General features: G+C 49.2%; 14 protein-coding genes. 3 read left to right on the top strand and 11 right to left on the bottom strand.

Annotated elements, in window-relative coordinates:
* Positions 1–19: 19 nt before the first annotated feature.
* The 5 genes from recG to gmk are packed head-to-tail and all read right to left on the bottom strand — an operon-like array spanning position 20 to position 5884.
* Positions 20–2101 carry an ATP-dependent DNA helicase RecG gene (gene recG / locus NA986_RS14370; protein ID WP_017442022.1) on the bottom strand — a complete coding sequence of 694 codons (2082 nt, stop codon included), beginning with the start codon at positions 2099–2101 and terminating at the stop codon, positions 20–22.
* Between the two features lie 5 nt (positions 2102–2106).
* Entirely contained in the window at positions 2107–2796 is a 690-nt protein-coding gene (trmH, locus tag NA986_RS14365) for a tRNA (guanosine(18)-2'-O)-methyltransferase TrmH (RefSeq protein ID WP_001068436.1), read from the bottom strand.
* Positions 2797–2800: 4 nt separating this feature from the next.
* Complete coding sequence (spoT, locus tag NA986_RS14360) at positions 2801–4912, bottom strand: bifunctional GTP diphosphokinase/guanosine-3',5'-bis pyrophosphate 3'-pyrophosphohydrolase (RefSeq protein WP_000280467.1); 2112 nt, start codon at positions 4910–4912, stop codon at positions 2801–2803.
* Between the two features lie 18 nt (positions 4913–4930).
* Positions 4931–5206, bottom strand: coding sequence for a DNA-directed RNA polymerase subunit omega (rpoZ, locus tag NA986_RS14355; protein WP_000135058.1), 276 nt, complete (start codon positions 5204–5206; stop codon positions 4931–4933).
* 54 nt (positions 5207–5260) lie between these two features.
* On the bottom strand, positions 5261–5884 hold the full coding sequence (gmk, locus tag NA986_RS14350; protein WP_000046966.1) for a guanylate kinase: 624 nt from the start codon (positions 5882–5884) through the stop codon (positions 5261–5263).
* Between the two features lie 256 nt (positions 5885–6140).
* Between gmk and ligB the strand changes: the two genes are divergently transcribed.
* On the top strand, positions 6141–7826 hold the full coding sequence (gene ligB, locus NA986_RS14345) for an NAD-dependent DNA ligase LigB (protein ID WP_023216811.1): 1686 nt from the start codon (positions 6141–6143) through the stop codon (positions 7824–7826).
* On the opposite strand, the gene NA986_RS14340 is transcribed toward ligB, so the two are convergent.
* Together NA986_RS14340 and NA986_RS14335 are read right to left on the bottom strand one after the other, a co-directional pair.
* Positions 7823–8440: a trimeric intracellular cation channel family protein gene (locus tag NA986_RS14340; RefSeq protein ID WP_000924334.1), complete on the bottom strand. Its 618-nt coding sequence runs from the start codon at positions 8438–8440 to the stop codon at positions 7823–7825. The genes ligB and NA986_RS14340 overlap by 4 nt on opposite strands.
* Before the next feature lie 250 nt (positions 8441–8690).
* Entirely contained in the window at positions 8691–9572 is an 882-nt protein-coding gene (locus NA986_RS14335) for an HARLDQ motif MBL-fold protein (protein ID WP_023216810.1), read from the bottom strand.
* Positions 9573–9645: 73 nt separating this feature from the next.
* Between NA986_RS14335 and NA986_RS14330 the strand changes: the two genes are divergently transcribed.
* Both NA986_RS14330 and NA986_RS14325 read left to right on the top strand, forming a co-directional pair.
* Positions 9646–10548 carry a LysR family transcriptional regulator gene (locus NA986_RS14330; RefSeq protein WP_070793966.1) on the top strand — a complete coding sequence of 301 codons (903 nt, stop codon included), beginning with the start codon at positions 9646–9648 and terminating at the stop codon, positions 10546–10548.
* 662 nt (positions 10549–11210) lie between these two features.
* A protein-coding gene (locus NA986_RS14325; protein WP_094445138.1) for an IS3 family transposase occupies positions 11211–12322 on the top strand; the annotation gives its coding sequence in 2 pieces (ribosomal slippage) (positions 11211–11472 and positions 11472–12322; 1113 coding nt in all).
* Positions 12323–12514: 192 nt separating this feature from the next.
* Here NA986_RS14325 and NA986_RS14320 read toward each other — a convergent pair.
* The 4 genes from NA986_RS14320 to NA986_RS14305 form a co-directional block, all read right to left on the bottom strand.
* The gene (locus tag NA986_RS14320) at positions 12515–13141 is read right to left on the bottom strand and encodes a Shedu immune nuclease family protein (RefSeq protein ID WP_071590694.1); all 627 of its coding nucleotides are present in this window, start codon (positions 13139–13141) and stop codon (positions 12515–12517) included.
* 163 nt (positions 13142–13304) lie between these two features.
* On the bottom strand, positions 13305–15287 hold the full coding sequence (locus NA986_RS14315) for a DUF3732 domain-containing protein (protein WP_000273878.1): 1983 nt from the start codon (positions 15285–15287) through the stop codon (positions 13305–13307).
* Positions 15287–15781, bottom strand: a complete 495-nt coding sequence (locus NA986_RS14310; RefSeq protein WP_000881068.1) for a three component ABC system middle component — start codon at positions 15779–15781, stop codon at positions 15287–15289. Before NA986_RS14310 ends, NA986_RS14315 begins: the two co-directional genes overlap by 1 nt.
* The gene (locus tag NA986_RS14305; RefSeq protein ID WP_001018276.1) at positions 15782–16993 is read right to left on the bottom strand and encodes an ABC-three component system protein; all 1212 of its coding nucleotides are present in this window, start codon (positions 16991–16993) and stop codon (positions 15782–15784) included.
* Positions 16994–17093 lie beyond the last annotated feature (100 nt).

The following is a 17093-nucleotide window of genomic DNA, read 5'->3' as shown; positions in this document are numbered from 1 at the left end:
ATTAAAGCCGCCGTGCTCACTAGGCGTTGGAATAACGTTCGGTTTCCGGCATCCAGCGCTCAATCAGCGCTTGTGCCTGCTGCGGATAACGTTCGTGAATATGACGGGCAATACGCTGAACTTCGGGGATCATGGCTTGATCGCGCAGCAAATCAGCTACTTTAAATTCGGCGTTACCCGTCTGGCGCGTGCCCAGTAATTCCCCCGGGCCGCGAATCTCTAAATCTTTTTGTGCAATCACAAAGCCGTCGTTGCTGTCGCGCAATACCTGTAAACGCTTCTGCGCCGTTTTCGACAGCGGCGATTTATAGAGCAGCACGCAGTGCGATGCGACCGCGCCACGGCCAACGCGCCCTCTGAGCTGGTGTAACTGCGCCAGGCCCAGTCGCTCCGGGTTTTCAATAATCATCAGGCTGGCGTTAGGAACATCGACCCCCACCTCAATCACCGTAGTGGCGACCAGCAGATGCAGTTCACCCTGCTTAAAGGCCTGCATCACCGCCTGTTTTTCGGCGGGCTTCATGCGGCCGTGTACCAGGCCGATATTCAACTCCGGTAACGCCAGTTTGAGCTCCTCCCAGGTGGCTTCCGCCGCCTGCGCTTCCAGCAGGTCTGACTCTTCAATCAGTGTACAGACCCAGTAAGCCTGACGGCCTTCGGTTGTGCAGGCGTTGCGCACACGATCAATGATTTCATGGCGACGGGTATCCGGAATCGCAACGGTAGTGACAGGGGTACGGCCCGGCGGTAGCTCGTCAATCACCGAGGTATCGAGATCGGCGTAGGCAGTCATCGCCAGGGTGCGCGGAATGGGCGTTGCGGTCATAATCAACTGATGCGGATGAAAGCCCTGCTGCTGGCCTTTTTCCCACAATGCCAGCCGCTGGTGGACGCCAAAGCGGTGCTGCTCATCGATAATAACCAGCGCCAGGCCGTTGAACTGCACCTGTTCCTGAAAGATAGCGTGGGTGCCGACAATCATCTGCACCTGACCGCTGGCAATAGCCTCTTGCTGCGCCTGACGCGCTTTACCTTTTTGCTTACCGGCCAGCCAACCCACTTCAACGCCCAACGGTTCGAACCAGTTGCGGAAATTATTTGCGTGCTGTTCAGCCAGCAATTCGGTCGGCGCCATCAGCGCCACCTGCTTACCATGAGCGATGGCGCGTAGCGCCGCCAGGGCGGCAACCAGCGTTTTCCCTGAACCGACGTCGCCCTGAACCAGACGCATCATCGGCACATCCAGCGCCATATCACGTTCGATCTCTGCCACCACCCGCGCCTGCGCGCTGGTGGGTTTAAACGGCAACGACGCCAGCAGCTTGTCTTTCAATATGTTGTTGGTACTTAGCGGCTGAGCGTGGTAGCGCTGCGCGCCTGCGCGAAGCGCCAGCATACTGAGGTTATGCGCCAGTAGCTCTTCAAGAATAAGCCGCCGCTGCGCCGGGTGTTTGCCGGTTTCTAAATCGGCGAGCTGGAGTGTCGGCGGCGGGCGATGCAAGGTACGTAGCGCCTCCGGCAGGCTCATCATACCCTGCGCCAGTTCCGGCGGCAGTAGTTCGGCAATGGCGCAGGTGTCGAGCAACTCCAGCGCCTGATCGGTAAGCTTGCGCAGTGTCGCTTGCTTCACGCCCTCGGTGGTCGGATAGACGGGGGTGAGCGTTTCCTGAAGTTCCGGCGTGCTGAGATCGCCCTGCAGGCGATATTCCGGATGGATCATCTCTGCGCCATACTTGCCGCGCTTCGCTTCCCCGTAGGCCAGCACACGTCGTCCCGTCGCCAGGCTGTTTTTCATCGCCGCGTTAAAATTGAAAAAGCGCATGGTAAGAATGCCGGAACCGTCGCTAATCTGGCAGGTCATCATCCGACGACCGCCGAAAGTGATATTGCAGTTCAGCACTTCACCTTCAACGGTGGCGTAGATGCCAGGCAGCAGTTCGCCAATAGGGTAGAGATGGGTACGGTCTTCGTAACGCAGAGGGAGGTGGAGCAGGAGGTCCTGCACGGTATGCAGGCCAATTTTCGCCAGTTTACTGCTTTGCGCTGCGCCGATGCCTGTCAGGGAATTGAGCGGAACAGCGTCTAACAAGCGGCCTGACATGGTGATTACCCTGCCGCCTGCATCGTCGCCCACCAGTCAGCATCGGCGTCGATTTCGCCCTGCTGATTGACGCGAGGATAAGGCAGACCTTTACGTTTAGCGACTTTCGCCAGCACCGGATAACCACCCTCAAACAGCAGGCGCTGCTGTTCATCTTCCGGCAACATGCTATTTTCACGCAGATACATGCCCGCGTTCTGTCGCTGGCGCTGGGCTTCATAAAGAATGAGCGCGGAGGCGACGGAAACATTCAGCGACTGTACCATACCGATCATCGGAATGATGATATCCCGATCCGCCAGGTCTAATGCTTCCTGCGTAATACCGGTTTTCTCCTGACCCATCAGAATACAGGTCGGGCGCGTGTAATCAATCTCGCGAAAGTCTACGGCCTTATCAGAAAGATGGGTTGCCAGAATCTGCATTCCCCGTCCTTTCAAATGGGCTACCGCATCGCCAATGGTACGGTGAGTTTTCACCTGTACCCAACTGTTGCTGCCCGCCGCCGCGGAAGCCATGGTGCGCATCCGGCTACCTGGCCAGATAGCATGGACTTCATGGACGCCAACGGCATCTGCGGTACGAATGATTGCAGAAACGTTATGAGGTTTGTGGACTTGCTCCATGCAGACCGTGAGATCAGGCTGACGCCTGGCGAGCATTTCGCATATACGCGCATAACGTTTTGGATTCATAGCGCTAGTTTCGGTTACGGGTGACTTTAATAACGTCTGGCATCACGCGAATTTTGCGCATGATATTCGCCAGATGTACGCGATCGCGTGCGGTAAGGCGAATAAAGGTACTATAGACGCGACCATCTTTCTCTTCAGTATTCAGGCTTTGAATATTGGAGGTGGTGGTATTAATCGCCGCCGTCAGGTTAGCCAGCGCGCCCTGATGGTTAAACATTTCCACCTTGATTTCGGTAATGAATTCCTGCTCCGTCTCTTTGTCCCATTCGACCGCCATAAATTTCTCTGGCTCTTTCTGGTATCCACGGATATTACGGCAGGATTCATGGTGGATCACCAGTCCTTTACCTGGGCTTACGTGAGCGATGATCGGGTCGCCTGGGATCGGACGACAACACTTCGCAAAGGTGATAAGCACGCCATCCGCGCCTTTAATCGGCAGGTGGCCGTGATTCGATTGCGCAACGGTCGGCACCACGGCTTCGCCTTGCTGCAGATTTTTCGCGACCACTACGCTCATCGCGTTGCCGAGACCGATTTCCGCCAGCAGATCGTCAAGCGTTGCCAGCTTCATACGATCCAATTCGCGCTGAATATTTTCCTGCGGAATTTCCGCCAGCTTACGACTACCGCCTAAGGCATGGTTAAGCAGACGACGGCCCAGGCTTACGGAGTCATCACGTTTGAGGTTTTTCAGCAACTGACGAATTTTAGCGCGCGCTTTAGAGCTGACGACAAAGTTCAGCCAAGCGGCGTTGGGACGCGCGCCCGGCGCGGTAATAATTTCGACGGTCTGACCGCTGCTAAGCGGCTGCGACAGCGGATAAGGCTGGCGGTCAACACGCGCGCCGACGCAGGCGTGGCCGATGTCGGTATGCACTGCATAGGCAAAATCCACCGGCGTAGCGCCAGCGGGCAGTTCGACAATGCGTCCTTCCGGGGTGAAAACGTAAATCTCATCCGGGAAGAGATCGGATTTTACGCTTTCGATAAATTCAAACGAACTACCGGCGCTCTGTTGTAGCTCCAGCAGGCTCTGCATCCAGCGCTGGGCGCGGATCTGCGCCGTGGTGCTGGTCTCACCGTGTTCTTTATACGCCCAGTGCGCCGCGACCCCCATTTCCGCCATCTGATCCATATCTTCGGTACGGATCTGGACTTCAACAGGAACGCCGTGCGGGCCGATCATCGAGGTGTGCAAAGACTGATAGCCGTTCGCTTTGGGAATGGCAATATAGTCTTTCACCCGTCCCGGACGCGGCTTATAGAGACTGTGCATCTGGCCGAGTACGCGATAGCAGGTATCGGAGTCATGAACGATGACGCGGAACGCGTAAATGTCCATGATCGAGTGAAAACGCTGCTCTTTGAGCACCATTTTACAGTAGATCGAGTAAAGATGTTTTTCGCGACCGCTAACGCGACACGGAATTCCCGCCTCTTGCAAGCGTCCTTCGATTTCAGAGAGGATTTTTTGGATCATCTCTTTACGGTTGCCGCGCGCCGCTTTTACCACTTCTTTAATGACGCGGTAACGATTGGGATACAGCGCTTCAAAACCCAGCTCTTCCAGCTCGGTCTTGATGTGATGGATACCTAAACGGTGTGCCAGCGGGCTGTAAATTTCGAGGGTTTCACGGGCAATACGACGACGTTTATCCGGGCGTAACGAGCCCAGCGTGCGCATGTTATGGGTACGGTCAGCAAGTTTGATGAGAATGACGCGGATATCCTGCACCATCGCCATAATCATTTTGCGGAAGTTTTCGGCCTGCGCCTCTTTCTTATCGCGGAACTTGAGCTTATCAAGTTTCGATACCCCCTCTACCAGCTCGGCAACGCTTTTACCGAAAAGCTGTTCCATGTCCTGATAGGTGGCGGGGGTATCTTCAATCACGTCATGCAGCAGAGCGGCCATCAGCGTTTCGTAGTCGAGTTTCATCTCGGCCAGAATACAGGCCACCGCTACCGGGTGCGTGATATAGGGTTCACCGCTTGAACGTGTCTGGCCCTCGTGAGCGTCACGTGCAACGAGATACGCCTGCCGAAGACGCTTAATCTGGTCTTCCGGCAGGTAGTTTTGAATCAGTTGATTCAGGCTTTCAAACAGATACAAGGGCGACCCGCTTTGTGATTAACGACGACCTTCAGCAATAGCGGTAACGGCTTGTAATTCAGCGGCTTCCTGCTCTTGCTGTTCCTGGCGCTCGCGGACGTCGAGAATCTGGTTGTTAATCAGACCTTCTTCGATTTCGCGCAGCGCGATAACGGTAGTTTTATCGTTTTCTTCCGGTACCAGCGGATCCTTTCCGCCTACCTGCATCTGACGAGCGCGACGCGCGGCGACCAGTACCAGGTCAAAACGGTTACCAATTTTCTCTACAGCGTCCTGAACAGTTACGCGTGCCATACTTAAAATGCTCCACAGGTGAAGAAATGACTGGGCATGATACTGAAAGTGGGTTCAGTCTGCCAACAATTTGCTGATTAAAGCGTCATGACGCTGCTTTTGGCGGCTCATACGCAGACGTTCAGCGCGAATGATGGTTTTCAAGTCGCTTAACGCGGTATCAAAGTCGTCATTCACAATAAGATAATCATATTCGGCGTAATGGCTCATTTCTGCAACCGCTTGCGCCATTCGTTTGGCAATGACTTCTTCGCTATCTTGCCCGCGGCCGCGTAAACGGCGATCCAATTCGATCTTTGATGGCGGCAAAATAAAAATGCTGCGTGCTTGCGGCATCTTTTCGCGAATTTGCTGGGCGCCCTGCCAGTCGATATCCAGAAAAACATCAACGCCGGTTGCCAGCACTTGCTCAATGGTTTCGCGCGAAGTGCCGTAGTAATTGCCAAACACTTCCGCGTGCTCCAGAAACGCCTCCCTGCCAATCATGGTTTTAAACTCATCATGATTTACAAAGAAATAGTGCTCACCGTGCACTTCACCCGGACGCGGCGCGCGCGTGGTATGTGAAACGGAAACCTGAGTGTCATACAACGGTTGGGTTTTTAATAAAGCCTGAATCAGGCTGGATTTACCCGCGCCACTGGGGGCAGAAACAATATAAAGCGTACCTTGAGCCATGAGTATCTTACGTCTGTGATTATCGAAATAGAGCCTTGATACGGGCTTATTATACACATCGCCGTTATGCGACGTAGTCTTTGTCACACTTTTTGCGCCAGATTATTGCATTTTGCGTCCCTTTTTCCGCTTTTATCGCGTCGTTGCAGCAACCCACCAAAAAATCTGGAAAGCGGCTCGGATGATGCATTTTTACCTGTCGGTTTTTATTCACTAAAGCGCTATACCTGCCGGGCAATGTGCGCAGGAGGTTGTGATGAGATTATGGAAAAGTATGGCGTGGGGAATTTTATTGTGGCATTCGCAGAGTGGGGCGCTTTGCCCGGCCTGGCCGCCAGCAAGGGCCGCTGAAGAAATCGCCCGTTTACAGCAACAGCTCGCTGACTGGAATGACATCTACTGGAAACAAGGGGTTAGCGCGGTTGACGATAGTGTGTACGACCAACTCAGCGCAAGGCTGGTTCAGTGGCAACGCTGTGTTGGTCAGGATGTTTCATCTACTCCGGTTTCACCGCCGTTAAACGGTACAACAATGCACCCTGTTGCGCACACGGGCGTACGTAAACTCGCGGACCGACAGGCGGTAGAACAGTGGATGCGCGGGCGCAGCGAGCTTTGGGTACAGCCAAAAGTGGATGGCGTAGCGGTAACGCTGGTTTATCAAAACGGTAAACTGACCAGGGCTATTAGCCGGGGTAACGGACTACAAGGCGAGGACTGGACGCCAAAAATTCGCCTGATCCCCTCTATACCGCAGACAACACAAGGCGCGCTTGCTAACGCGGTGTTGCAGGGCGAAATCTTTCTACAGCGCGAGGGGCATATCCAGCAACGGATGGGCGGGATGAATGCGCGCTCGAAAGTCGCAGGAATGTTAATGCGCCAGGATAACGCCTCCGCGCTAAATTCGTTGGGTATTTTTATTTGGGCGTGGCCGGATGGTCCGGCAAATATGCCCGAAAGATTAAGCCAACTTGCTAAGGCTGGATTCAGTCTGACGAAGAAATATTCCCTGGCGGTAAGAAATGCCAGCGAGGTCGAGCGGGCGCGCCAGTCATGGCTGACGTCAGCGTTGCCCTTTGTGACGGATGGCGTAGTGATACGCATGGCTAAAGAGCCCGCGGCACAATACTGGCGACCCGGGCAGGGCGACTGGCTGGTAGCATGGAAATATCCGCCAGTAGCGCAGGTCGCGCAAGTGAGCGCTATTCAGTTCTCGGTGGGGAAAAGCGGCAAAATTACCGTAGTAGCGTCGCTTGTCCCCGTTATATTGGATGATAAGCGGGTTCAACGGGTCAATATCGGCTCTGTGAAACGTTGGGAAGCGTGGGATATCGCGCCGGGCGATCAGATCCTGGTGAGTCTGGCGGGGCAAGGCATTCCCCGGCTTGATGAGGTCGTCTGGCGGAGTCGTGAGCGGAGTAAGCCTGTACCGCCTGATAGCCATTTCAACTCGCTGACCTGCTTTTACGCGTCGGCAACGTGTCAGGAACAGTTTATCTCCAGGCTGGTATGGCTGGGGTCACGGTCGGCGTTGGGTCTGGACGGAATGGGTGAAGCCAGCTGGCGGGCCTTGCATCAGACGCATCGCTTTGAGCATATCTTCTCCTGGCTTACCCTGACGTCAGCGCAAATAGCCAACACGCCAGGCTTTGCTAAAGGAAAAAGCGAGCAGATATGGCGGCAATTTAACCTGGCGCGCCGGCAGCCGTTTACCCGCTGGATCATGGCGATGGATATCCCCTTAACGCAGGCCGCATTACAGGCCAGCGGCGATCGCTCATGGGAGCAGTTATTAATGCGAACAGAGCAATACTGGCGGCAGTTGCCAGCGACGGGCGAGCGTCGTGCCGGGAGAGTTATCGACTGGCGGGATAATCCGCAGATCACAACGCTGAGCAGATGGCTGGCTGCTCAGCATATTCCCGGATTTGGGTCTTAGTGCCCTTCATGGCGGTAATAAAATACCGGCAGGCCAAGTTTAAGACGTAGCGCTAATAACCTTGCTGTAAAGCCAAACAGTAGCGTAGAGATAACGACGACATCCGGATTCATGACGTAATGTTGCAGCGCAATATAGAGCACCGCTGAGGCGAACGAAATGCCGGCATATAGCTCTTTTTGAAACACCAGAGGAATGCGTTTGCAGAACATATCGCGGAGCACGCCGCCAAAGACGCCGGTAGTGACGGCGGCTACCACGGCGATAATTGGCCCTTCGCCCATATCAAGGGCTATCTGAGCGCCAATAATAGAGAAAACCACCAACCCCAGCGCGTCAAGTACCAGGAAAAGCTTGCGTAAATAGGGCATGACGGGGGCAACAATGGTGGTCAATACAGCGGCAGTCGCCACAATAATGACATATTCGGGATGCTTCACCCAACCCAGCGGATAGTGACCGAGCAGAATGTCGCGAACCGAGCCTCCACCAATGGCGGTGGCGGTAGCAATAATAATTACGCCGAATGTATCCATGCGACGACGACCCGCAGCGAGTGCGCCCGTCATGGCCTCGGCAGTGATGCCAATTAAATAAAGAACGTGCAACAGCATGATTTCCCCCTAATTTACTGGGGGCGAAGATTAACGATTTGTGCGCTGTATCACGATTGAGATTTTCTAAGGCATTACACGATTAATAAATTTTAGTAATGATTTTAAATTTATGATTAATAATTATTTATTATAAATATCAATAAATTGAACATCATTTCTGTGGTTTATTTTATGTGAGGTTTTTCTGTTTTGACTTAGATAAATTACCTGAACGGCGCCCTGGACGCGCCGCCGGTGAATCATTTCATTATGGCTGCTGTGCGGTAAGTTGTGTGATGAAGCGCTGACGCGAGCGTTCCACATACTGTTGCAACCCATTGGAATCAAAGAATGCGTGTGTATCGCCGTTGCGAAGTTGCTGTCGTTTCTCCAGTAGCCCGAAGCGGTCACCTTTGTTGGCAATAAAGATATCAACATGCTGGGCGGCCAGTGTCTTAAAGCTACTCTGAATATCAGTAACCAGGTCAGGGTAATTTTTGTTGTTAATCAGCAGATAGTCAGGTGTGGCGAGACTATCTGCGTAAATTAGCGTCTTGCCGTTGCGGAGCGTTACGCGCCAGGAAGTTGAGCCGGGCAGATGTCCAGGCGTGAATAGTGCTGTCACGGTTATCCCTCCGAGGCTGATGCTTTCCTGGTTGTGGATAATTTTATCAGTGGTGACGGGCGGGAAGGGGAGCGCATCGCCAAGCGCAAAATCCTCTCGTCCACCCCTCGCCATCTGATCGGCGTTGGGTTGGCTGGCGACCAATTGTGCGCCGCTCCACGCTTTCAAACGTGCCATGCCCCCCGCTTGATCCAGCCGCGCATGGCTATTCAACAGATAGCGCACGTCTGTGAGGCGGAATCCTGCCGCTTCAATATTCGCTTTAATTTGCGGTGCGCTTTCATCCAACCCCGCATCAATAAGAATATGCCCTGCCGGAGTGGTCAGCAGAATAGAAGAGAGATTTTTCGTGCCGACATACCACACGCCTTCTGTGATTTGAAACGGCTTTATAGGCTTAGCCCACGCTTTAAACAGTGATAACGGAGGCGCGGGTGATAACGGTTGTGAAGGATCTAATGCCGCCATGGCAGGAAGTGCTGATGTTGAAAATATACATACAAAGAATAATGCATAGCGATTCATAATGTTCTCCTGATTGAAGCGCCCGCAGTATACCTGGCAGTAATTTAGCCAGGTTCAATAAGAGAGACGTTTAATGAACTTGCTGCAAATGGATATGAACCTGTTAAAAGTACTCTATGTGCTGCTGGAGACGAGCTCTACGGGGAAAACGGCGCAAAAGCTGGCTTTGTCGCCTTCTGCGGTAAGTCATGCGCTAATGAGATTGCGCGATGCGCTAAACGATCCGTTGTTTCGACGGGAAGGGAACCGCCAGATTGCTACGCCTTATGCGCAGGCGCTGCGTGACAAATTGGCGCCTGTGTTTGTTTCGCTTAATGAGGGGCTGTTTGGCGATAAAGAGAACGGCTCCCGTTGTTTTCGGGTGGTACTTCCTCCCGCATTGAACGCGCTGCTTACGCCCGTTCTCGCAGAGAAAGGTCATCTTCATCAGGCGGTGATCGAGTGCCTTCCTTTTGCCCGCCGACCCTGGCGTGATGAACTGTTGGATAGCTCGGTTGATTTGGTGCTGGCAATTGGCGACCATCAAAAGCAGGTCAGCGCTCTGCATTACGAGCGGGTGGGGACTACGCGTTTGATCGCGGTTTATGGCGCGCCATTGCGTTCACGTCTGGAGAATGCCACAGCGTTGAATTTTGCTGATCTACAGCATTATCAACACATTTACTGTTTGCCGTGGACAAAAGAGAACAACGAACTGGACAGGCAGCAGGCTCGTGCCGGGTTTGAACGTCCGCTGGCGTTTGTTTGTCATGATTACAGTCAACTGGCGCCTGCTGTCCAGTCGGCGCCGCTAATGGCGATTGTACCGCGCCCCTGGTATGAAAATTTATCCGATAAGCGCGGTCTTTTTGTCCTGCCGCTTGCCGGGGAGCAGGCGGAAGGCGCTATTTTTATGCAGTATCGGGCTTCAACGGTAGAGTGGAAGCGACGCCTTATCGACGCTATTCGCCGGAAATTAAAAACGTACTACCGATAAACGCGAGAGCCCGCATAAGGCGGGCTCTGTGACATATTGAGCGCCAGAATTTGGATCTGAATGTTGAGTATTGGTGATAATGCTTTGATTTTGTTAATTTTCTACTACTCCACATTTTCACTATGTACACATTTATGTACACAGAAAACAGACGCTATACCGAAAATGCCGCTTAGTTGAGCAACGCAGCGTGACTACTGCTCCCAAACTGTACGTTTATCGAACAGCTCTATCTCGTGCTCTGCAATGAGTCTATCGATCTTACAAGGCAAACATGAGCATTGCATAGCTTCCATCATGTAACGTTTCATCTCAGCGATGCTGGGAGCGTCAGGTAGCGTGTGAAGATAGTCTCTAGCCAGTAGCTCATATCCTAAATCATTTGAGTATACCCTGAGTCGCTCGAAGGGATTTCTCATTTCTAAAAGATTGGTGAGCTTCAAAGCATTCTTTTTTTATTTTTGGGTTTAGCATTTGGCCTATATCGGGCCTCAATACGTAAGAAGTGCTGATGTTCATCAAAATTGATGTTTATGAACTTCGACCTTTCACTATAAATAAGTTTCCCTCCTCCGTAAGCATTTGTAAGTATCCCGCATAATCGTGCCATTCACATTTAGAGATCCTCCGGCATAATCAATCTGCCAACAAAGGAGATCGCTATGCGTAAAGCCCGTTTTACTGAGCATCAGATCATTGCCGTAATTAAATCGGTTGAAGCCGGACGAACCGTTAAAGATGTCTGCCGGGAGGCCGGTATATCTGAAGCCACCTGGTACAACTGGAAGTCCAGATACGGCGGCATGGAGGCTTCTGATATTAAAAAGATCAAGGATCTTGAGGACGAGAATCGGCGTCTCAAACAGATGTTTGCCGACCTGAGCCTTGAGAACCGTGCGCTGAAAGACATTATCGAAAAAAAGCTTTAAAACCAGCCTTTAAGCGTGAGCTGGTCACTCATCTGATAACGACATTTGGACTCAGTATCCGTCAGGCCTGCCGGAGTCTGAACCTGAGCAGAACGGTTTACCATTACCATCCGGATACCACGCGTGACGAACCCGTTATTGTCGCGTTGCAGGCAGTGGCAGAGCGATACCCACGGTACGGTTTTCCAAAACTTTTCCAGGTTCTGCGGCGGCAGGGATACCCGTGGAATCACAAAAGGATCCATCGTATTTATTGTCTGCTGAAGCTGAATTTTCGCCGTAAAGGCAAACAACGGTTGCCGGTGCGTAATCCCTCGCCACTGGCCACACCGGAAGCGCTTAACCAGAGCTGGTCTGTCGATTTTATGCATGATGCTCTGGTCTGTGGCCGTCGTTTTCGCACGTTCAATGTCGTTGATGACTTTAACCGTGAGGCATTGTCGATTGAAATCGATCTGAATCTACCAGCTTTGCGCGTGGTCCGTGTACTCGACAGGAGCGCGGCAAATCGCGACTATCCGGTTATGCTACGCATGGATAATGGTCCGGAATTTATCTCACTTGCACTGGCTGAATGGGCAGAGCAACATGCAGTAAAACTGAAATTTATTCAGCCGGGTAAGCCGACGCAGAACGCTTTTATTGAGCGCTTTAACCGAACATACCGTACAGAAATACTCGATTTTTATCTGTTCAGAACGCTGAATGAAGTGCGGGAAATCCCGGAAAGATGGGTGTCAGAATATAACTGTGAACGCCCTCATGAATCACTGAACAATATGACGCCGGAGGAATATCGGCAACACAATCATTTGGCCGGGATCTCAAAAAATGCCTGGAACTAAAACGGGTCTATTTACAACCATCAAGCGCCTGTGTAGCGGTGATTAGCGAATTGAAAGATGGCTCTGTTAATGTGATGACGCGTAGTTGCGAGAATTATTGTGGTGTTTCTGCTGTCGGTTGAATGGATGGGAATTATAGGGAGCGATAATTTCATAGGCAGGTGTCATTTTAGTTAATGACACCTGCCTATTTTAAACATGATTATGTGTGTTTAATTTGTGGGATTTTTTGATATAAGAGCGATTAGAATAATGTACAGTAGATAAATAGCTAGCTAACCCATCGTGAGGTGGTATGGTATTATTCTTTTCACGAGCCCATCCATCATATGTTCGTACCTCAATAAATGGGTTTGATAATCCTTTTTGAGTCCAACGTTCCTTCCTTCTACTATTATTTAATTCAGAATCTCTTCCATAAATTAGAATTCCTCTTACAGCAAAAAATGATAGCAAGTCGTTGTGAGACTTTAGTGGGATTAGGATATCCCGAAACGTTCCTTGGTTTCTATAACACCAACCGAGCCAATCTTCCACTTGCCCGTATGCGTGATTAAAACTTTGAGTAAATGAATTGTCTTGATTAAATATCGATTTAGAAGGCTTTTCGATCTCAATAATATAGACATATGTTGGTCCAGAGCGAGGATTTACCCATGTAAAGTCTGTAACAAAATCCACACCTAATGGAAGTTTAGCTATCAAAGTATTCGATAACGCATAGGCAGTACCTATGATTGAAGCTGGATGTTTTTCGAAAAAGTTCTGTACTGTAGCTTCTTCGGGATTGGTATCAATTAGTTTAATTAGTTCATTCATCTTAACATCCATGATTATTATTGATTACGTTAATTTTTCAGATTTATATATTACGAAGTTATGTGTTTGGAGGCATCAAGACGTAAAACCAACCAGGTAATCTATGTCTGACCAGCTTTTATATTTATCCTAAATTTCATAACGAAAAGATGAAGAGTTTTGCCTAAACTCCAGTCAACCATTCCATCGGAACCAATTTAATGCCATCACGCCACTCCGGTAATCCAACAACACCATCAATTTCGCCCCAAACTTCACGAGGAGCATGATCCAAAACGATTAATTGAAGTTTACCTTTTTCCTTGATTACCACATTCCCCATTGCTTTAAATGCCCGTCTAACAGCTTCAACGTCTTCATCACGAAGTTTTGGCTCATCCTCATTAGCAATATTTGGAAGCTGAGTAGTTTTAGGGAAATAGACCTGACTTGGTTGGTCAAGTATAAGAAAACTAGGAACTGGATTATTTTTTTGGCTTAAATAAAATTGATGGAGTGAAAGCAATATTGCCAAATGGTAGGAGAGCCAATTTGACCCACTTCCTATCTCCGAAAGATAATCATCACGCTCATCTCCCAACACCTTTATTGTTAGATCATTAATTTCTAAAGAAATAGGTGCGCTTGGGTCTTCTACATCTAGGCCCTGAAGAATATTACCTGCTTGAGCATTAATCACTCTTAATGCTTGGTTTTTACGCAATTCGACATCTTTTTCACGTAACTCTTTTTCCAAGGTCTGTACCATTTCTTTAAGTTTCCTTACTTCTTCAACAAGTTCACTGTCGCTACCTAGTTTTCTATGTAACTCTAGCGCAGATTCGACATTACCGATAAAACGCTCAGCACGCCTAGTAGAAAACTGCTGCTCACGAGCTTCCTTCGATCTGCTCGTTAAGGTTCGCTTACGTGACTGTATGGCTCTTAAACGTTCAGTAGCGTTAGCCACTTCAGTAGTTACACGTTGTAGCTCTCTATCAAATGCGGCTGGAACTTCCTTATGGGCATCAGCCCCCACCGCAGCCTCAACATCTGACAGACGTTGGACAAGAGCCTGTAGTTTTTGCTTAGCAGAATCCGTATGACTACCACACATAGGGCAATCCGACTCATCATTCGTATTAGATAATAGCCAGCCAGAAATTTTAAGCCGATCTCGTTGCATTAATAGGGCATTTTCATACTGATGCATTCCAACTCGTAGACGATTCATTTCTTCAAGACGGTGACGCATTGTAGTCAATTCACGAGAAACTAATCGCTCTTCACTTTCAAGAGTATTTAATTCACTCAAAGCATCTGAAATAGTTGATACTGTTACCTTCAACGTTAGATCGGTTCGCGAAATGACTTCTTCAAGCTGGCTAATCATCTGCTTTCGGGATAACTGTTCCTGTGGTTTAGGAACCAAGCCAAGTTCTTGGGCCTCACTATACTTAGATTTTAAATCAGCAAGCCATTGTGCTGATACATCCTGGGCATCTTTAAGCTCTCGCTCTTTGCGGCGTAAAAATAGGCGGATTCTATTCAACTCGAATTGTTTAGCCATTAATTCAGATGTTATTGCGCCAAGTACATAGGGAAAAATCTTCCGCAATTTTTCTCTATGCTCATAGGTATTGGTTTTGAAAAATAAAACATCTGGGTTGGCGACAACGTTTTGCGGCTGGAATGTGAAAGCAGCTAAATCACGAAAAGCTGGGCGACCATCAAACCCTGAATTTTCATCACCACCTGAAAAGTCAAGGTTAGAGAGGTTTGCCAAATCATCAAGCATTCTCTTGACTGCAATAACATTAGTATTTTTTTCCAAGCGAATAGGGATTGACGTAATATTTTCAGCCTCTAGCACAAACATATCAGTGGTGCTACGTTGGTTTCCCGGTTCTTTTCGCGCCAACAGTTTTTCACCTTGCTCTGTTGCCACGACGATTCCAAACCATTCACAATATTTACGAATTGTTTTTACTGGAATTGAACAGGTATTGGCGCCCAAACAATAATCGATGATAGGGATAACTGCCGATTTCCCAGTGCGTGAGGCACCACTGATAACATTAACTTTGCCGAGTTCAAAACGAATGGTATGAGGCTTAAAGTTTTTATTTCGCGGCCAGAGTATGATGCCTCGAATCTGAAAATACATTAGAGTTTCACCTTTAAAGTTGTCACAACTTCATGAATCGAGAGTTCGCCAAACCAAGAGCCCAGTTTTTCTGCCAAATCCATGAGTGTCTTTACCTCATCCGATAATCCCCTCGCCTTTGTTTTCGATAAAGGGATTACATCACTCCCATCTTGCAATTTGAGTAGATCGCTTGCGACAGCAAGCTCAATTGATCGTAGGCTAAGCTGTCGCCAACGGATTGAACGTTCATGAATTTGAAACAGTAAATCTTGCTTTGATACCGATGAATCGCCAAACTTTGCAGCAAAAGCTCGCAGCCCTGAACTTTTATAGGTACGCTTAACAAACTCAGAAGTCTCTTGATGCAGAATTATAGGAAGTACCAGAAAGAGAAATGGAAGAGGAGGGGGCGCGCTTACTCGATTAGTTTTGACATAACCACAACAAAACCGCCATACAAGAGCAGCACCTAATGCAGGATTCTGAATATTTTGAGCTTCTCTTGCCAACATTTATGCGACCTTCTTATTCTTCAACTGCGTCGTATAGTTTGGATGCCATCCTACAGCTAAGCTATCAGCTAAAATATGATAGCAACCGGGAATAAAATGGCTTGGTGGAGACATAGCCTGAAGTGGGATATTAAACTGCATACATTCAAAGTAAAGTAGCTTCCCTTGATCTTGTTCGGACTTTTCACTGTGTGTTAAACCACAGATTCTCTGTTTATTCTTCCATGTTCTCTGTAGCGCAGTATCCAAATCATCAAATGAGGTTTCGTCAACTTCTCCCCGCGCAGCCCAATCAGTTCGGTCGAATGAGGCCATTAAATAGTCACTTATGGCTCCAAGTATTTCTTCATAAGGCAGGCCGATGATCTCTAATTGTTGGACAAATTTATCAGGAAGATACTCCTGAGCCTTCTCTTTTACTGGGGCCTGAGCACGGCTAGAAAGAACCATCTGGCGATCTATTTTCTGAACATATGCTTTATACCAAGTGTAAAAATCATCACGGGCAATGACAGCAGGTTTTTCTGCCTCTAGAAGCATATCGATGTGGCGTTTCACTTTTCCGCAAAGATAATTAGTGATATCGCTAACCTTTGAAGGCGAGACAGGATGGCTTCGCACACATGCTTCAAGATCTGCTTGTGGACTACCACTACCAAGTGTCAGTTGAAAGTTGCAAATAAGTCGTTGTAGAAGGTTTTGGTCTGCGGTAAAGACTTTTTCGACGTATTTGGAAATTTCTTTCGAGATGCCATCCTTCAAAGTGAAGTGTGGTGAATCTCCCCATAATTCTGTTCGGGCATGGGTAATGGCTTCTTGGGCATCCTCTGGTGTTTTAGCCTCATTAAACTTTTTAACAATACTTCCTTCAACTGGACGCGATACATATAGCTCAAAAATGGCTTTTTCCACTTCGAAGTCTGGAGATGTAGCAAGGTCAATCCAATTAGAAAGTGTTTTCCATAATGATTTTGCACGGTCAGCTGCAGGATTAGCTGTAAGAGCGCTTTTACTTTGAATGAATTTGATATCACCAGAATTATTCTCTTGGGCAACGTCATCAAGTACCTCCAAACTGCAAAGACTACCCTCAGGCGCTTGAAGCAACAAATGAGTGAGTAGTGTAAATTGAAGGCTGTACCCTAACGCTTGACCAGGAACCTCAGTTTTACGCTTGGGCTTAGATTGACCATTCGTTTTTGAAATTGCCATATGGTTCCATCCAAAATAGAAGGTGCTGTTTCACCCTTTTGGGCATATTACAAGAAGATAATGGTGAAAATCTAGACTATCATCCAGAATTCTGTTCAAG

The sequence above is a fragment of the Salmonella sp. NW177 genome (assembly GCF_051811585.1).
Taxonomy (GTDB): domain Bacteria; phylum Pseudomonadota; class Gammaproteobacteria; order Enterobacterales; family Enterobacteriaceae; genus Salmonella; species Salmonella enterica.
The sequence above is the reverse complement of the archived record's forward strand: the minus strand, read 5'-3'. Positions and strand labels throughout refer to the sequence as shown.